Genomic DNA, 16,775 nt, shown 5'->3' on the forward strand with positions numbered 1-16,775 from the left:
TTGCGCTTTGCCGGACGGCCGGCAGCCTCAGGGAACCGGAACCGCATCGGCGCGTTTCCGTGACGAAGCAATGGGGCTTCGGGGACCTCGCCGCATGGGCATCGCCAATGGCATCCGCAAACAAGCAAAGAAGATCGCCATCGGCGAACGCCATACCAGCGCCTGGGCACAGTCGCTGAAGGAAGCAGCGGAAGAGCTACCGCCGCCGCCGCTGCACCGTCTGGAAAAGGACGGTCTCGACGTCAGCATGGCCTGGGCAATCATCGGCATCTTCGGCATTCTCTTCCTTGCCGCGGTCTATCTGATGTCGCTCATCCTCATCCCCATCACACTTGCCGTCGTCGTCGGCATGATCCTCGGCATGGCGGCCGAAAAGCTCAGCAAGATGGGGGTGCCGCGGCTTGCCAATGCCTTCTTGCTGTCAAGCGGCGTCGCATTGGTGATCTTCCTGCTGATCAACTCGCTTGCCGACCCGCTGATGACGTTTGCCAATGAGGGCCCGGCCTTTGCCGAGCGAACCATCAACCGCGTCATGCCTTACCTGGAGCACATCAAGTGGCTGCATATCACGCCGGCGACATTCGAAAGCGGGTCGATGTCGATCGGTGCACTGCTCGAAAATACCGGCAACGTGCTGCATGTGGTGACGAGTAGCCTAACGCCCGCACTGGTGCAGGGGATGATCTTCTTTGCAGCGCTGCTGTTCTTCCTCGCCAGTCGGGTCAACCTGCGCAAGTCGATCATCATGACCTTCCGCACTCGCACGCAGCGACTGGCGGCAATCCGTGTCATCAACGCCGTCGAGCAGGTGCTTGGCTTCTATTTCGCGACGGCCTCGCTGATCTATGTCGGGCTCGGCGTCGTCATGACCGTCATCGCCTACGCCGGCGGGCTGTCCGCCCCGATGCTCTGGGGCTTCTTTGCCTTTCTGTCGAGCTTCATTCCTTACCTTGGCATCACGCTGATGACGCTTGCCATCGCCATCGCCGGCGTCCTTACCCATGATGGCCTCCTCATCGGCCTGATACCGGCAGCGGCCTTCTTTACCGTGCATCTCCTCATGGAGAACCTGATCTTCCCGGCGGTGATGGGACGGCGGCTCGAGATCAATCCCTTCGTCGTCTTCCTCGCCATCCTGTTCTGGACATGGATGTGGGGCGCCGTCGGCGCGATGCTGGCACTGCCTCTCTCGCTGATCGTCATGACTGTTATCGACGAGCTGCTGATCGAAGAAAAGCCGCAGCCGCAGTTGCCGAAATGATCAACCGGGGGGACGTTCGTGGCATCTGATCTCGATCTTGCCGAATCCGATCACGACCAGATGGTCAGCGGCCGTTCTCTCTGGGGGAAAAGCGGCATCCGGCCGCACTGGCTGCCGATCGAGCGGAGCTTTTCGATCGACGTCACCGTGATCGGTGGCGGCATCACCGGCGCATTGGTTGCCGAACACCTGACGGCGCGCGGTTTTTCCGTTGTCGTCATCGACCGGGAGGAACCCGGTTTCGGCAGCACCGCCGCGAGCACGGCCATGCTGCAATGGGAAATCGACAGCACGCTCACCGAGCTCGAGGATTATTACGGCTTCGAGCGCGCGGCCAGGATCTACCGCCACAGCGGTGCGGCGGTCGCCGGGCTTTCCAAGCTGATCGCCGCAAACGGGATCGCCTGCGGCTTTCGGCCGCGCAATACGCTCTATCTGGCCGACGGCCGCGAAGGCGCGCGCAATCTCCTGGAAGAACGTCAGCTTCGCCGTCGGGCGGGCCTGCCCGGCGTCTATCTCGAACATCCCGATCTCTTCACACAGTTCGAGCTCGACCGGGATGGCGCGATCTATTCTCCAGGTTCGGCGGAGTGCGATCCGCTGCTTTTGACCTGGGGATTGATCAAGATGGCCGTCCGGCGCGGCGCGCGGCTTGTCAGCGCATCCGTGGCTCAGCTTTACAGCGAGGGCGATCACGTGACAGTCGAGACGGACGACGGCCACGTCATCGAGGCGCGGCACGTCGTGCTTGCGACCGGCTATGCGATGCCCGGCCTCGATATGCCGAAGCTGCATCGATCGAGTTCGAGCTGGGCGCTCGCGACCGTGCCGCAGGACCCGGCAAATTTCTGGCGCGACAGGGCGTTGATCTGGGAGGATAGCCACCCCTATCTCTACATGCGCACGACGCCTGATAACCGCATCGTCGCCGGCGGCGAGGACGACGGCACGACCGATCCAGAAGCGCGCGACCGCAAGCTGCCGGCGAAGACCGTGGCGATTCAGGAAAAGATGAAGCGGCTGTGGCCGAAGGCCGATACGCGCGTGGCCCATGCCTGGTGTGGCACCTTCGGCGAGACGGCCGACGGCCTGCCGCTGATCGGCCCGGTGCCGGAGATGCCGCATGTCTTTGCCGCCTATGGCTATGGCGGCAACGGCATTACCTTTTCCTATCTCGCCGCTCAGATGATCGGCGCCATGCTTGCCGGCATGCACCGCGACTGGTTCGAGGATTTTGCGCTCGACCGCGACGGGCCGCGCATGCCGCGTTTTGGAGAGGATATCGTGCGGGTCCGGAATGAGCTGAGGTAAGGACGCCGTATGGATAGCGGGCCGTACGGCGGAACTACTCCGTCGTCTTGTCGTCGCCGGTATCCTCGACATCCTCGAGGCGAACGAACTGCGTGCCCTTGGCCTTGAGATCGACTAGCGCTTTCGCCACCCCCTCACCCGCCGCATGGGTCGGCTGGTTGATGTGAGAGATGATGACGTCGCCGTCCTTGGCGGAGGCGATGCGTTTTTCGGTGATTGCCGCTCCGAGCAGCGAGCCGCCGTCGCCGTTTACCGAATAACCGGCAATGCGATAGCCCATGGCACGGATCTCGCCGATGGCGGAAAGGTCATATTTGGCGGTCGAGCCCCGGAACCAATGCGGCGCCGGAATGCCGGCCGCGACCATGGCGGCCGCGCCGCCTTCGACTTCCTGCCTGACAGCCTGCGGCGAGCCGGCGGAGGCGATGCCGTAGATCAGCGTCGGCGTGTCAACGGCCGGAATATGGTTCTCGCCATGGTTTTCGAGTTCGAAGAGATCGGGATTCTGCAGGAGGACGGCGACGGCAGCGGGATTGTGCTTCAGCCAGCGGGCGGTAACGAAGATCGTTGCCGGAATGCGTTCCTGCACCAGTGTCGACAGAATGCGCTCGTCCGCTCGCCCCATGCAGGCATCGAAAGTGAGCGCGATGCGGACATGGCCAGCGATATTGGAACGGGCGATATGCAGATGCGGTTCGACGAGTTTTGGCGCTGGAGCCTTCGGGGCCGAACCCACTGCGGCCGGAGCCGGCAGCGCCGACGGTATTTCGTCCGCTGACGCAGCTGATAGGGTAGCCAGAAGGAACGCCGAAGCGAGCAGGATGCGGTTCATATCGTCGATTTCTATGATTCGAGCTGCCTATTTTAGCGATTGCTTTCGCCTGCCGCCATGTGGCCGGATGTCACTGCAGCCGCTGGGACACATGCACCGGCATCAATCATAGAGATAATACTTGTCCCACTTCTCGCGCGGCACCTTTTCGCCGATCTGATAGTCGAGTTCGCGCACGTTGATATGCTGCGGGCCGGTGATGCAATTGTAGGAGAGATGGTACCAGTCGCCCTTGCTGCGGAAGACCGCACCCGGCGCCTGCAGCGAATTGTCGCCCGGGATCGGATCCTTGAAGGTATAGGCGATCACCTTGTCGGGCTTGAAGCCGGTGCTGTCGCTGTTGATGCGGCTCATCGCCTCAGTGTCGCAGCTCTGTTCCAGGCGGGTCGAAGGATCGAGCTTTTCTAGCTGCTTCTTGATCGCGGGATCGACGGCAAGGGCGGGGCCGGCAAGGCCGACCAGCGACACAAACAGGATCAGACGTTTCGGCATTGCGGACAAAATCCCTTACTGTTCTGCAATTCTCACCCTACCGCCGACAGCTTGCCGGAGGCTTGGCACGTGCAATTTCGCTGAGATAGCGGACTTTCTTAAACAATGTGGTGACATCAAGGCAATGCGGGCAGCGCGTCCTCCTTGTCTGTGGAAGGTCACCCGTACCCTTGGCGCAGCCTTGCCGCTTGATCCGGCGCCGGTGCGCCTCTATCTCTTGCCAACCCGACATTCCCACGGAGCCATTCCTTGTCCGCTTTCAAGAGCCTGCCGACCCCGCCTGCCGCACCGAAGAAACCCGCCTCCGATACGCGCCACGGCATTACCCGCACGGACGATTACGCCTGGCTGCGCGCCGACAACTGGCAAGCGATGTTCAAGGATCCCTCGATCCTCGATCCCGACATCCGCCGGCATCTCGAAGCCGAAAACGCCTATATGAACGCGGCGATGGAAGACACGAAGCCGCTGCAGAAGGCGCTGTTTTCCGAAATGCGCGGCCGCATCAAGGAGGACGACAGCTCCGTGCCGATGAAGGACGGCGCCTATGCCTACGGCACCTTCTATGTCACAGGCGGCGAGCAGCCGCGCTATTTCCGCATCGCCCGCGATGGCGACGTCGCCGACGAGACGATCCGCACGGTTCTGCTCGACGGAGACAAGGAGGCCGCCGGCAAGGCCTATTTCCGGCTCGCCGGCCTCGACCATACAAGCGACCACAGCCGCGGCATCTGGGGTTATGACGACAAGGGCTCGGAATTCTTCACGCTACAAGTGCGTGACCTCTCAACGGGCGAAGACCTTAGCGACCGGATAGAGAATACCGGCGGCGGCGGTGTCTGGGCGCCAGACGGCAAGAGCTTCTTCTATTCGGCGCTCGACGAGAACCACCGGCCATCGAAGGTGTTCCACCATATTCTCGGCACACCGCAAAGCGAGGATCGATTGGTCTACGAGGAAGAGGATGCCGGCTTCTTCATGGGCGTCGGCGGATCGCTGCTCGACGACTTCATCTATATTGACATTCACGACCACGAGACGAGCGAATACCGCCTGCTGTCGACCAAGGACCTCTCCGCCGAGCCGAAGCTAGTTGCGGCGCGCGAGGAAGGCATCGAATATTCGCTGACCGAGGGCGGCGACGTCTTCTACATCCTCACCAATGACGGCGGCGCCAAGGATTTCAAGATCATGGAAACGCCGGTTGATAAGCCGGGCAAGGAAAACTGGCGCGAGGTCGTGCCGCACAAGCCGGGCACCCTTATCATCAGCCATATGGCCTACGCTCGCCATCTCTTGTGGCTGGAGCGCAAGGACGGGCTGCCGCAGATCATGATCCGCGACCGGAAGACCGGCGAGGAACATGCTATCGCCTTTGCCGAGGAAGCCTATTCGCTGGGGCTCTCGGGAGCTGCGGAATACGACACGGATGTCATCCGTTTCTCCTATTCCTCGATGACGACGCCGTCGCAGCTCTACGACTACAATATGGTAACGCGCGAGCGCACGCTGCTCAAGACGCAGGAGGTGCCGTCGGGCCACAATCCCGACGACTACGTCACCCGCCGCGTCTTCGCTCCGGCCTGGGATGGCGAGAAGGTGCCGGTCACCCTGCTCTATCGTAGGGATACCGCGCTCGACGGCACGGCACCCTGCCTGCTCTACGGCTATGGCGCCTACGGCATCACCATTCCTGCCGGCTTCAACACCAATTGCCTGTCGCTTGCCGATCGCGGCTTCGTCTATGCCATCGCGCATATCCGCGGCGGCAAGGACAAGGGCTTCTCCTGGTACGAAGACGGCAAGATGGACAAGAAGACCAACACCTTCAAGGACTTCATTGCTGCCGCTGACTATCTGAATCAGGAGAAGTTCACATCCTACGCGAAGATCATCGCCGAGGGCGGATCGGCCGGCGGCATGCTGATGGGCGCCGTTGCCAACATGGCGCCTGAGAAGTTTGCCGGCATCATCGCCGCCGTTCCCTTTGTCGACGTGCTCAACACCATGCTGGATGACACCTTGCCGCTCACCCCGCCGGAATGGCCGGAATGGGGCAACCCGATCGACAGCAAGGAAGAGTACGAGCAGATCGCGTCCTACTCGCCCTATGACAATGTCGAAGCAAAATCCTACCCGCCGATCCTGGCGCTCGGCGGCTTGACGGACCCGCGCGTCACCTATTGGGAGCCGGCCAAGTGGGTTGCCAAGCTGCGGGACAAGACGACGGGCGACGCACCGATCCTGCTCAAGACGAACATGGACGCCGGCCATGGCGGCGCGTCAGGGCGCTTCCAGCGGCTGGAAGAGATTGCGTTCGAGTATGCGTTTGCAATCAAGGTTGCAGACAAGATGTGAACGCTAGACCCGGCTTGGGTCATGCCGCTGGATACCCCTCTGCGCTGCCGGCCAGAGGGGCTCGACACAGTGCGCCGTCGAAGGAGAGAGAAATGCCCGTCTATGTCGCCCTACTCCGCGCCGTAAATGTCGGCGGCACCGGCTCCCTCCCTATGGCCGAACTGAAAGCGATCTGCGAAGGCCTCGGCTTTACCGACGCGAAGACCTACATCCAGAGCGGCAATGTGCTTTTCCGCTCGGATGAATCCGAAAAGGCGGTAGAGGAAAAGCTCGACGAGGCTCTCGGGAAAAAAATGGGCAAGCAGCCCGGGGTGATGGTGCGCAGCCGAAAGGAGCTTGAGGACATTGCCGCCAATGCGCCCTTCCCCGATGCCAAGCCGAACTTCCTGCTCGTCTACTTCCTTCCCGAGAAGGCGGCAGGCGATGCGCTGGAGAAGATGGTGGCGCCCGACGGCGAAGAAGCAAAGCTCGCCGGCCGGGAAATTTATGTGCACTATCCCAATGGCTCGGGCCGCTCGAAACTGAAGCTCCCGGCGCTGAAGCCGGGAACGTCCCGCAATCTTAATACCGTGCGCAAACTCGCCGAAATGGCGGGTGAGATGGAAGGCAGGAGCTGAAGCGGCGTCAGGCTCCGGCAGCGCCTTTCGTCCGTTTGGCCTTGTAGCCGCTGATCTCCTCGCCGGCAGTCGGCGAGAAGCGCAGGTTCCAGAAGGTCGCGGTGATCGAGATGAGCGTGACGACGACGAAGGCGGTTGAGAAATCGCCAAGGGCAGGCGTTTCGACACCTGACAAGGCCATGGAGCCGTGCAGCGCTAAGGCCCCGATGCAGATGCCGAGCGACAGCATCAGCTGCTGGAAGGTGGTGTAGAAGCTGGTGGCCGAGCTCATCCGCTCCTTGCTGATCTCATCATAGGCAATGGTGTTATAGGCGGTGAACTGGAACGACAGAAAGAAGGCGCTGAGCATCAGGACGACGAAGATCAGCGGCATCGGCCAATCGGGCCGGAACGCGGCACAGAGGCCGTAGCCGATCGTACCGAGGATGCCGTTGATGATGAGGCTTCTGCGGAAACCGAGCCTGCTGAAGACGGCCTTTGCCATCGGCTTCATGGCGAGTGCGCCAAGTGCGGTCGCTATGACGATTTGACCGGCCGCGGCGGCAGACAGGCCGAAGCCGATCTGGAAGAGCAGCGGCAGCAGGAAGGGCTGAGCGCCCTGCGTGATGCGCGTCAGCGAACCGGCGACGACCGATGTGCCGAAGCTCGGCACCTTCATCAGCGAGAAGTCCATGATCGGCGACGGATGCTTGCGGGCATGCTTGAGATAGGCGATGCCGAAGATGAGGCCGAGAGCGATCAGGAAGATCGAGAAAGCGCCCTCGCCTTCATGGCTCGACATTTCGAAGCCAAACAGCATCGAGCCGAGCGAGATGCCGGAGAGGACGAAGCCGATCGTATCGAAGGGGCCGCTTGCCTTGCCCTTCACCTCGTCAATGTAGATCGAGACGAAGATCATGCCGACGATGCCGATCGGCACGTTGATGTAGAAGATCCACCGCCAGTCGAGATAGGTGACAATGAAGCCGCCGAGCGGCGGTCCGACGATCGGGCCGATCAGCGCCGGCACCAGCAGCCAGGACATGGCGCTGACCATATCCTTGCGGTCGACGCTGCGCATCAGCACGAGACGGCCGACCGGCATCATCATCGCGCCGCCCATGCCTTGCAGCAACCGCGCCAGCACCAGGAAAGACAGTGTCGGCGCGAGCGCACAGAGGATGGAGCCGGCGACGAAGACTGATATGGCCGCTCGGAAGACGGTGCGCGAGCCGAAACTGTCGGCCATACGGCCGCTTGCGGGAATGAAGATCGCAAGGCTGAGGAGATAGGATGTCAGCGCGATCGACATGGCAGGCGCGCTGACGGCGAAATCGCGAGCCATGGTGGGCAGCGCGGTCGCAAGCACGGTCGCATCAACGTTTTCCATCAGCATCGCACTTGCGACAATCATCGCGATCACCCGGAAATTGGGCGCGGCGCGCCGAACCATCGGCGCCTGGTAAATCTGATCCGACATCGTCCGGAATCACTCGCGGTGGCGCGGCGGAGCACAGGAGGCAGCAAGGCCGCGGGGATGACATGGCGCAAGGCCAAGGGGAGATGACTTGCTATACGCCTGCGATCATGGCGGCGCTATGTCCTTTATGGCAAGGCAGCTTTGACGAGAGGTAAAGGCAGATCACGATTCCTTGCATCGGCCTGCTCTTCGTGAAGGTTGTCACTCCCGCGCGAAGGTCTTGCGCGCGACAGAACCGGCTTGCACCGCAGGCATCCCGGCCCTACCTATGAACCATGACCCCTGCCCTGCAGAAAAACCGGCCCGGCGCGGCCTTTCCATTCGACAACAGCTATGTCGGCTTGCCCGAGCGCTTCTTCGCGCCCCAGACACCGACACCGGTGACCGAGCCGTGGTTGATCAAGCTCAACGAGCCGCTCGCCGCGGAACTCGGGCTCGACGTGGGAGTTTTGCGCCGCGACGGCGCGGCGATCTTTTCCGGCAATCTCGTTCCGGAAGGGGCTCAGCCGCTGGCCATGGCCTATGCCGGGCACCAGTTCGGCGGCTTCTCGCCTGTGCTCGGCGACGGGCGGGCGATCCTGCTTGGCGAAGTGGTCGATGCCAAGGGCAAGCGCTTGGACATCCAGCTGAAGGGCGCGGGGCCAACACCTTTTTCGCGCCGCGGCGACGGGCGGGCAGCGCTCGGGCCGGTGCTGCGCGAATATATCATCAGCGAGGCCATGTTTGCGCTCGGCGTTCCCGCAACGCGGGCGCTGGCCGCCGTGACGACGGGCGAGCCGGTCTATCGCGAAGAGGTGCTTCCGGGCGCAGTTTTCACCCGCGTGGCGGCAAGCCATATCAGGGTCGGCACCTTCCAGTTCTTCGCCGCAAGGGGCGATACAGAAGGCGTTCTGGCGCTGGCCGACCACGTGATCGACCGGCATTATCCCGCGCTGAAAGAGGCCGACAATCCCTATCTCGCGCTGTTCGATGCGGTCTCCGACCGCCAGGCGGCGCTGATTGCGCGCTGGCTGCATGTCGGCTTCATCCATGGCGTCATGAACACAGACAATATGACTGTCTCCGGGGAAACGATCGATTTCGGCCCCTGCGCCTTCATGGATAGCTATGATCCCGCAACCGTCTTCTCGTCGATCGACCAGCATGGCCGCTATGCCTATGCCAACCAGCCCGCCATCGGCCAATGGAACCTCGCAAGGCTTGGCGAAACGCTCTTGCCGCTGATCGACGCAGATCCGGACAGTGCGGTCGACAAGGCGAATGTCGTGATCAGGACTTATGGCGAACGCTTCCAGGCACAGTGGCTGGCCGGCATGCGACATAAGATCGGACTCGCCGGGGAAGAGGACGGTGATCTCGAACTGGTGCAGGCATTGCTGGCCCTGATGCAGGCCCAGGTCGCGGATTTCACGCTGACCTTCCGCCGGCTGTCGGATTTTGCCGGCGACGATACCGCAGAACCTGCTTTTGCGGCGAGTTTCCGGGAGCCGGACGCCTGCCGCGACTGGCTGGCGCGGTGGCGGGAGAGACTGTCACGCGATCCGCAAACGGCCACCGAGCGCGCCGTCGCCATGCGCCGCGTCAATCCGGCCTTCATCCCGCGCAACCACCGGGTCGAACAGGCGATAGATGCAGCAGTGGAGGATGGCGATTTCTCGCTGTTCGAGGCACTGCTGACAGTGCTTTCGAATCCCTACGAGGACCAGCCGGCCTTTGCAGCCTACATGGAGCCGCCGAAGCCGAACGAGCGAGTGCTGCAAACCTTCTGCGGGACCTGACGGTCGACGGCGCCCGTTTCATCGCAGCAGCCCGGCCACGGCGATTCGCTTCCCTCAAGCCCGGCGGCCCAGTCCGACGCATCTGCACCGTGACCGTAGCCTGCGGCAATTGTGGCCGTTGAAAGGCATCTCCTTTGCGCTATCTGCCTGATCGGCGGTGCTTTTCCGCCGATCCCTCACCCCGGCTCACCTTAGCGGGAGACAGCCTTATGGCGATCGTCATCACTTCCATCTTTTTCATCGTCATCGGGCTGGCCCTCGGCGGCGGCGGGCTCTGGCTCGTGACGCTCGGCGGCAGCATCTTTTATCTGTTCGAGGGCCTGATGTTCCTCATCACCGCCGGCTTGCTTTTGATGCGCAAGGCGGTGGCGCTCTGGGTCTATGCGGCGCTTGTCGTCACAGCTCTCGCCTGGGCGATTTGGGAGGTTGGTTTCGACTGGTGGCAGCTCGGCCCGCGCGGCGGCATGATCATCCTGCTCGGGCTCTGGCTGCTGACGCCATGGATCCGCCACCCGCTCGGTCTGCGCAGCCCGACGGGCATCACCTATGGCGCCAACCCGTGGCCGCTCGCCGTGCCCGTCATCCTCGCTATCCTCGTCGCCATCTATTCGATGACGACGGACCCGCACGATCTTGCCGGTGCGTTGCCCACCGATGCGGTTGCCGCCAACCCTGCTTTCGGCGGCAGTGTGCCGGATGGCGAGTGGCACCAATACGGCCGCACGCCCTTCGGGCAGCGCTATTCGCCCCTCGACCAGATCAATGTGCAGAACATCGCCACGCTCAAGGAAGCATGGCGATACCAGACCGGCGACGTCAAACGGCCGGAGGATATCAGCGAGACGACCTACCAGGTGACACCGCTGAAGGTGAAGGACACACTCTATCTCTGCACCCCGCACAACTGGGCAATCGCGCTCGACGCCAAGACCGGCAAGGAAAAATGGAAGTATGACGCCAATTCCGGCATGAACCCGGACCGGCAGCATCAGACCTGCCGCGGCGTCACCTATTATGCCGATCCCGCCGTGGCCGCCGGTCAGCCCTGCGCCGAGCGGGTCTACCTGCCGACATCCGACGCCAGGCTGATCGCGCTCGATGCGACAGACGGGAAGATCTGCACCAGCTTTGCCGACCAGGGCGTGCTGCATCTCGAAACCGGCATGCGCTACAACCCCGCCGGCTATTATTATTCCACCTCGCCGCCGGTCGCAGTGGCGGGCAAGATCATTATCGGCGGGGCGGTGAACGACAACTACTCGACGCAGGAGCAGTCCGGCGTCATCCGCGCCTTCGACATCAATACCGGCGCGTTGCTCTGGAACTGGGATTCCGGCAACCCCGATGTGACGACGCCGATCGCCAACGGGCAGACCTATACCACCAATTCGCCGAATAGCTGGTCGGTCTTCAGCGTCGACGAGACGCTCGGCATGGTCTACCTGCCGCTCGGCAACCAGGTGCCCGACCAGCTCGGCATCAACCGCAGCGACAATGTCGAGAAATTCTCCTCGTCAATCGTCGCGCTCGATATCGCCACCGGGCAGCTGCGCTGGGTGCGCCAGACGGTGCATCATGATCTCTGGGACATGGACGTCCCGGCCCAGCCGGCGCTGATCGACCTGACGAAGCCGGACGGCACCGTCGTTCCCGCTCTCGTCGGCGCGACCAAGCAGGGCGATATCTATGTGCTCGACCGGCGCACGGGCGTGCCGATCATCCAGGTCAAGGAAATCCCGGCGCCAGGCGGCGCTGTTACCGGCGATCATACCTCGCCGACGCAGCCGATTTCGGATCTCACCTTCTCGCCTGAGCCGCTGAAGGAGAAGGACATGTGGGGCGTGTCGCTGTTCGACCAGCTTGCTTGCCGCATCGACTTCCACCGTTACTATTACGAGGGCCGCTACACGCCGCCTTCGCTCAAGGGAACGATCGTCTATCCCGGCAATTTCGGCACCTTCAACTGGGGCTCGATCGCGGTGGATCCGGAGCGGCAGATCATGTTCGGCATGCCGACCTACCTCGCCTTCACCTCGCGCCTGGTGCCGGCCGCCGACATTCCGCCGAGAGGCCAGGATGAGAAGGGCAGTGAACAGGGGCTCAACCGCAATGACGGCGCGCCCTATGGCGTCTTCATGGGTCCCTTCCTCGGGCTGCTCAAGATCCCCTGCCAGGCGCCGCCATGGGGCTACGTCGCGGGCGTGGATCTGCGCACCGGCAAGATCGCCTATATGCACAAGAACGGCACCGTGCGAGACATGACGCCGCTGCCCCTGCCCTTCAAGGTGGGCGTGCCCGGCATCGGCGGGCCGATGCTGACCAAAGGCGGCGTCGCCTTCCTGGGTGCTGCGGTCGACAACTATCTGCGCGCCTACGACGTGACGAGCGGCCGCCAGCTCTGGCAGGCACGGCTTCCCGCCGGCGGCCAGGCGACGCCAATGACCTATATGGCTGATGACAACAAGCAATATGTCGTCATGGTCGCCGGCGGCCACGGATCGGTCGGCACCAAGCCCGGCGACTACGTGATCGCCTATACGCTGCCTTGATGCGAAAATTCCCTCTCCTCTCCAGGAAGAAGGACGAGCACAAGCTCTAGGCAGGGTTGCAACGCCATGTTCTCTCCGGTATTCGGGGAGAACATTTATGGAAATCTCTAGCAGTATTCGCAATTACTACGGGGTCGGCGGTCTTTTCGACCGGTCGGCCAAATCCACGAATCAGCAGACGACGGAATTTGCCAGCACTGCGCGTGGCGCCGCGCCCGGTCTCGAACCGAGCACCACGCCGCCTTCGATCGCCAATACCATCTGGACTCTGCAAAGCACCGAAGGCCCTTACATCAATCCGCCTTCAGACAAAGAGGCCGCAGCGAGTGCGGCCCATGACTCGCTGGTCGACGAATTCTCCAAATGGGGCAACATGACGCCGGCGGAATATATCCGCGCCCGCTATCTCGATCAGCATGATCTGACCGAAGCCGGCCTGGCCGCCATGCCGGCCGATCAGCGCGCCGCGATCGAGAAGGAAATCGCCGACCAGATCAAGCGCGAGATGGCTGGCATCGACGATGACGGCACTGAGACGGCCGAGGCCATTCAGGCGGCCTGAGCCAAAAAACCAGGTCAAGATGCGGCGGGAGAGCGCTCTCCGCCGCATTTTCATGATTCAAACCATCTCGACGATCATGCGACCGACCTCGGCAAAGACCGGGTTGAGTTCCTTTACCGGCACGGTCGCCTCGCCGATATAGACGGCGGCGACGATCGGGCCGCGATCCGGCGGCCAGATCACCGCGATATCGCCGAGAGAGCCGTTGGGGCCGGTGCCGGTCTTGTCGCCGATCTTCCAATCCTGGGGCAGGCCGGCCCTCAGCCGCTCCTTGCCTGTCGTGCTTGCCACTAGCCAGGCGATCAGCCTGTCGCAGGAAGCTTCGGTCAGGATCGAGCCAAGCGTCAGATTGCCAAGCGTGTCGAGCATCGCATCCGGTGTCGTCGTGTCGCGCGGATCGTCCTTCCTCCCCTCGTTCAGCGTGGGCTCCGTGCGATCGAGGCGCGTCGTGCCGTCGCCGATCGAGCGCAGCCAGTCGGTTAGCACGGGAGGCCCGCCGAAGCTTTCGAGCAGCAGGTTGGCGGCCGTGTTGTCGCTGACGGTCACCGCCGCTTCGCAGAGCTCGGCAATCGTCATGCCGTCGGCGCCGGCATGTTTTTCGCTGAGCGGAGAATAGTCGACGAGCTTGTCCTTGCCGTAGCTGACCCGGCGCTGAAGGTTCTCCTCCCCCTTGTCGACGCGGGCAAGAACGAAGCCTACAGCTAGCGCCTTGAAGGTGCTGCACATCGGAAAGGCCTCGCTGCCGCGATAATTGAAGGAGATACTCGTCTGGGTATCGAGCACGGAGACGCCGAGACGACCGCCGGTGCGTTTTTCGAGGGCGGCGAGACGGCGCTGGATGTCGTCGTCACCCTCTTCGGCATTCTTCTCGGCCTTCTCCTGGGCATTGGCCGGACGCGTCAGCGCGGGCAGGCCCATCGCAGGCAGGCAAAGTGCCGAGCCTATCAGCAGGCGGCGGGTCAAACTGAGATCCATGAAATCCTCCGGCGGGTGGGAGGACAGAGCTAAAGGGCGATTGCGGCGGCATCTCGTCAGCGCGGCGACCTTTGTCGTCCATGGCGGCCTGACGCTCACGCGGCGATCACGCGGCGCGCGTGACCTCGACCGTCACATGCGACAATTCCTCCAACGCCAAAAGCCTTCCCTTGTAGAAAGCCGCGTCACGCGGCTTGGCGGTGACGATGGCGACGATCGCGGCATGATGGCCGGGGCCGACCTGCCAGACATGCAGGTCGGTGATCCGGTCGTCCTCCGTCTCGATGGCATTGCGGATTTCCCCCGGCAGCGTCTCGTTTTCGGGCACGACATCGAGAAGGACGCCGCCAGAGGATTTCATCAGGCTCCATGACCAGTTGGCGATAATCAGGCCGCCGACAATGCCCATGATGGGATCGAGCCACGACCAGCCATAGAGGCTGCCGAGTGTCAGCGCTGCGATGGCGAGCACGGAGGTGAAGGCATCGGCGATGACGTGCAGATAGGCGGCGCGAATATTGTTGTCGCCGCCTTTTCCATGATGGTCGTGACCGTGATGATGGTGCCCGTGGTGATGGCCGCGCGAATGATCACGCCCGTGATGTGCGTGATCTCCATGCGCTTGATGATGCGCATGGCCGCCTCCGCCGGCCAGCAGCCAGGCGCTGGCAAGATTGACGGCGAGGCCGACGACCGCCACCCCGATCGCCTGGGCAAAACCGATCGGCACGGGATTTGCGAGGCGGAGCACGCTTTCCCAGGCCATCAACAGGGCGATCAAGGCAAGGATAATGGCACTTGCGAAGCCGGCGAGATCGCCAAGCTTGCCGGTGCCGAAGGTGAAGCGTGGATTGTGCGCCTGCTTTCGGGCGAAGAGATAGGCGAGCGCCGAAATCAGGAGAGCGCTGGCATGGGTCGACATGTGCCAACCATCGGCGACGAGCGCCATGGAGCCGTAGACGGTGCCGGCGGCGATTTCCGCCACCATCATCACGGCCGTCAGCGCGATCACCAGCCAGATGCGCCGCTCGTTGCGCGCGTGGTCGGCGCCGAGGAAAACATGGTCATGTTCCAGCGCGTCCATTGCCGCCTTCTCGATCCCGGCACTCATTGCAGGCTCCTTCTTCAGAGGCATTCAGCGGATATAGGTTCTCAGCACTTCCGATATTTCCTCGACCGCCTCCGCCCTTGCCGCATCATCCTCGGCATTCAGCACATGTTCGTGCAGGTGATCGTCCAGCACCTCACCGGTCAGCCCCGTCAGGGCGCCGCGCACCGATGCGAGGAGCTGCAGGATTTCCCCGCAGGGACGCTCGGCCTCCAGCGCGCGCTCAACCGCTTCCATCTGCCCTTTGAGGCGGCTGACGCGGGCAATGAGCTTCTTCTTCTGCAAGGTGGTGTGGGACATAACAAACCTCAACTTAATATAGGGGGGTATACTATTATGAACATGCCGTCCACTGAAATGGTATGTCTCTCGCTGTCGCTTCAGCGCGACGAAAGCCCGTGCTGGCGCGGCATTTGCCGCGGAAGGCTGATACTCGGCGCAATCCGCCATTGACAAAAACCGCATTTGCGACGATTTATGAGCCCATGATCGAAAACGCGCACCAGAGCCGCTCGTATTTTTGGCTGTACCTGTAAAGGGCGGCCGGACAAGATCATATTGTCAACAAGCCGCCGTCAGGCGGCTTTGTTGTATCGGCAGCGTCCTGACGGCGGAATATCAAAGGACGCGAAGACCATGACCGAAATCGAAGACAGCGAAATTTCACTGATGCGCCCGTCGGTGGTGACGATCCGTGCCGCCAAGCCGCGCGACCTCCCCGAACTCATCGAGATGATCGCCCTGCTTGCCGCCGATCACGGCGATGCCTCGGGCACCACCCCGGAGCAATTGGAGCGCGATCTCTTCGGCGCGATGCCCTGGATTCATGCGCTCGTTGCCGAGACGAGCGAAGGGCTGATCGGTTACGCTATTCTGGTGCCGCTCTACAGGGCGCAGGAAGGCAAGCGCGGCATGGACCTGCATCATCTCTTCGTGCGCGACGGCCATCGCGGCCACGGCACCGGCCAATTGCTCGTCGACCGGGCGCGGGAAACGGCGCGCAACGCCGGCTGCGGCTACCTCTCCGTCAGCGCCGCGACCGGAAACGTGCTGGCGCACCGCTTCTACGAACAGCTGGATTTCACCCCGCGTCCGGTTACCGGCATGCGCTACATGCAGTCGATCGGTTGAGACGCATCGGACGAGGATTGTCCGAAGCTATCCCTAAACGCTGCGCGTTTTGGACGGCCCCGCATCTATTTCGCGGAACGTTTCCCGGTCACGGCCTCCGGCTGTCTCTCGTGCGGCGGCCGTGTCGCCCATTGATGGAGAGCAGCCTTGACGAAGGCGAACGCTGCTGCGCGGGCCGGCGCAAGATCCCGCGGATCTTCCTGCGCCTCGGCGAAGCGTGCCTCCATCACCGCCATGGTCTCGACGAACCAGACCGCGAGCAGCGCATTGCGTCCGGCAAGCCGATCGCGCATGCGGGTTATAACGAGGTCAAGCTGCTCGAGGGTCGGTCTTGCGTTCATT

General features: G+C 62.6%; 15 protein-coding genes. 8 read left to right on the top strand and 7 right to left on the bottom strand.

Going from position 1 to position 16,775, the window contains the following annotated elements; all coding sequences use genetic code 11:
- Window positions 1–94 precede the first annotated feature (94 nt).
- Complete coding sequence (locus EFD55_RS17275) at window positions 95–1,261, top strand: AI-2E family transporter (protein WP_125846278.1); 1,167 nt, start codon at window positions 95–97, stop codon at window positions 1,259–1,261.
- Between the two features lie 18 nt (window positions 1,262–1,279).
- Window positions 1,280–2,572, top strand: a complete 1,293-nt coding sequence (locus EFD55_RS17280) for an NAD(P)/FAD-dependent oxidoreductase (protein WP_125846279.1) — start codon at window positions 1,280–1,282, stop codon at window positions 2,570–2,572.
- 34 nt (window positions 2,573–2,606) lie between these two features.
- Here the strand turns inward: EFD55_RS17280 and EFD55_RS17285 are convergent, their stop codons facing one another.
- Together EFD55_RS17285 and EFD55_RS17290 are read right to left on the bottom strand one after the other, a co-directional pair.
- Window positions 2,607–3,404, bottom strand: coding sequence for a polysaccharide deacetylase family protein (locus tag EFD55_RS17285; protein WP_125846280.1), 798 nt, complete (start codon window positions 3,402–3,404; stop codon window positions 2,607–2,609).
- Window positions 3,405–3,506: 102 nt separating this feature from the next.
- Complete coding sequence (locus tag EFD55_RS17290) at window positions 3,507–3,896, bottom strand: DUF930 domain-containing protein (protein WP_125846281.1); 390 nt, start codon at window positions 3,894–3,896, stop codon at window positions 3,507–3,509.
- 249 nt (window positions 3,897–4,145) lie between these two features.
- On the opposite strand from EFD55_RS17290, the gene EFD55_RS17295 reads away from it, so the two are divergent.
- Together EFD55_RS17295 and EFD55_RS17300 are read left to right on the top strand one after the other, a co-directional pair.
- Window positions 4,146–6,254: a S9 family peptidase gene (locus EFD55_RS17295; protein ID WP_125846282.1), complete on the top strand. Its 2,109-nt coding sequence runs from the start codon at window positions 4,146–4,148 to the stop codon at window positions 6,252–6,254.
- A gap of 92 nt (window positions 6,255–6,346) precedes the next feature.
- Window positions 6,347–6,871, top strand: a complete 525-nt coding sequence (locus EFD55_RS17300) for a DUF1697 domain-containing protein (RefSeq protein ID WP_125846283.1) — start codon at window positions 6,347–6,349, stop codon at window positions 6,869–6,871.
- Between the two features lie 7 nt (window positions 6,872–6,878).
- Here EFD55_RS17300 and EFD55_RS17305 read toward each other — a convergent pair whose 3' ends face one another.
- The gene (locus EFD55_RS17305) at window positions 6,879–8,330 is read right to left on the bottom strand and encodes an MFS transporter (RefSeq protein ID WP_125846284.1); all 1,452 of its coding nucleotides are present in this window, start codon (window positions 8,328–8,330) and stop codon (window positions 6,879–6,881) included.
- 275 nt (window positions 8,331–8,605) lie between these two features.
- Between EFD55_RS17305 and EFD55_RS17310 the strand changes: the two genes are divergently transcribed.
- The 3 genes from EFD55_RS17310 to EFD55_RS17320 all read left to right on the top strand — a co-directional run bounded on the left by EFD55_RS17310 (window position 8,606) and on the right by EFD55_RS17320 (window position 13,219).
- Window positions 8,606–10,108, top strand: coding sequence for a protein adenylyltransferase SelO (locus EFD55_RS17310; RefSeq protein WP_125846285.1), 1,503 nt, complete (start codon window positions 8,606–8,608; stop codon window positions 10,106–10,108).
- Between the two features lie 209 nt (window positions 10,109–10,317).
- Complete coding sequence (locus EFD55_RS17315; protein ID WP_125846286.1) at window positions 10,318–12,657, top strand: glucose/quinate/shikimate family membrane-bound PQQ-dependent dehydrogenase; 2,340 nt, start codon at window positions 10,318–10,320, stop codon at window positions 12,655–12,657.
- A gap of 97 nt (window positions 12,658–12,754) precedes the next feature.
- Window positions 12,755–13,219: a hypothetical protein gene (locus EFD55_RS17320; protein WP_125846287.1), complete on the top strand. Its 465-nt coding sequence runs from the start codon at window positions 12,755–12,757 to the stop codon at window positions 13,217–13,219.
- Between the two features lie 57 nt (window positions 13,220–13,276).
- Here the strand turns inward: EFD55_RS17320 and bla are convergent, their stop codons facing one another.
- The 3 genes from bla to dmeR all read right to left on the bottom strand — a co-directional run bounded on the left by bla (window position 13,277) and on the right by dmeR (window position 15,602).
- Entirely contained in the window at window positions 13,277–14,194 is a 918-nt protein-coding gene (bla, locus tag EFD55_RS17325; protein WP_125846288.1) for a class A beta-lactamase, read from the bottom strand.
- A gap of 106 nt (window positions 14,195–14,300) precedes the next feature.
- On the bottom strand, window positions 14,301–15,305 hold the full coding sequence (dmeF, locus tag EFD55_RS17330) for a CDF family Co(II)/Ni(II) efflux transporter DmeF (RefSeq protein WP_125846289.1): 1,005 nt from the start codon (window positions 15,303–15,305) through the stop codon (window positions 14,301–14,303).
- Window positions 15,306–15,329: 24 nt separating this feature from the next.
- Window positions 15,330–15,602, bottom strand: coding sequence for a Ni(II)/Co(II)-sensing transcriptional repressor DmeR (dmeR, locus tag EFD55_RS17335; RefSeq protein WP_125846290.1), 273 nt, complete (start codon window positions 15,600–15,602; stop codon window positions 15,330–15,332).
- Window positions 15,603–15,938: 336 nt separating this feature from the next.
- Between dmeR and EFD55_RS17340 the strand changes: the two genes are divergently transcribed.
- On the top strand, window positions 15,939–16,433 hold the full coding sequence (locus EFD55_RS17340) for a GNAT family N-acetyltransferase (protein WP_125846291.1): 495 nt from the start codon (window positions 15,939–15,941) through the stop codon (window positions 16,431–16,433).
- A gap of 65 nt (window positions 16,434–16,498) precedes the next feature.
- Here the strand turns inward: EFD55_RS17340 and EFD55_RS17345 are convergent, their stop codons facing one another.
- A complete protein-coding gene (locus tag EFD55_RS17345) occupies window positions 16,499–16,774 on the bottom strand; it encodes a hypothetical protein (protein WP_125846292.1) in 276 nt (91 codons plus the stop codon).
- Window position 16,775 lies beyond the last annotated feature (1 nt).

Source organism: Rhizobium pisi, from assembly GCF_003938655.1.
GTDB classification, from domain to species: Bacteria; Pseudomonadota; Alphaproteobacteria; order Rhizobiales; family Rhizobiaceae; genus Rhizobium; species Rhizobium pisi.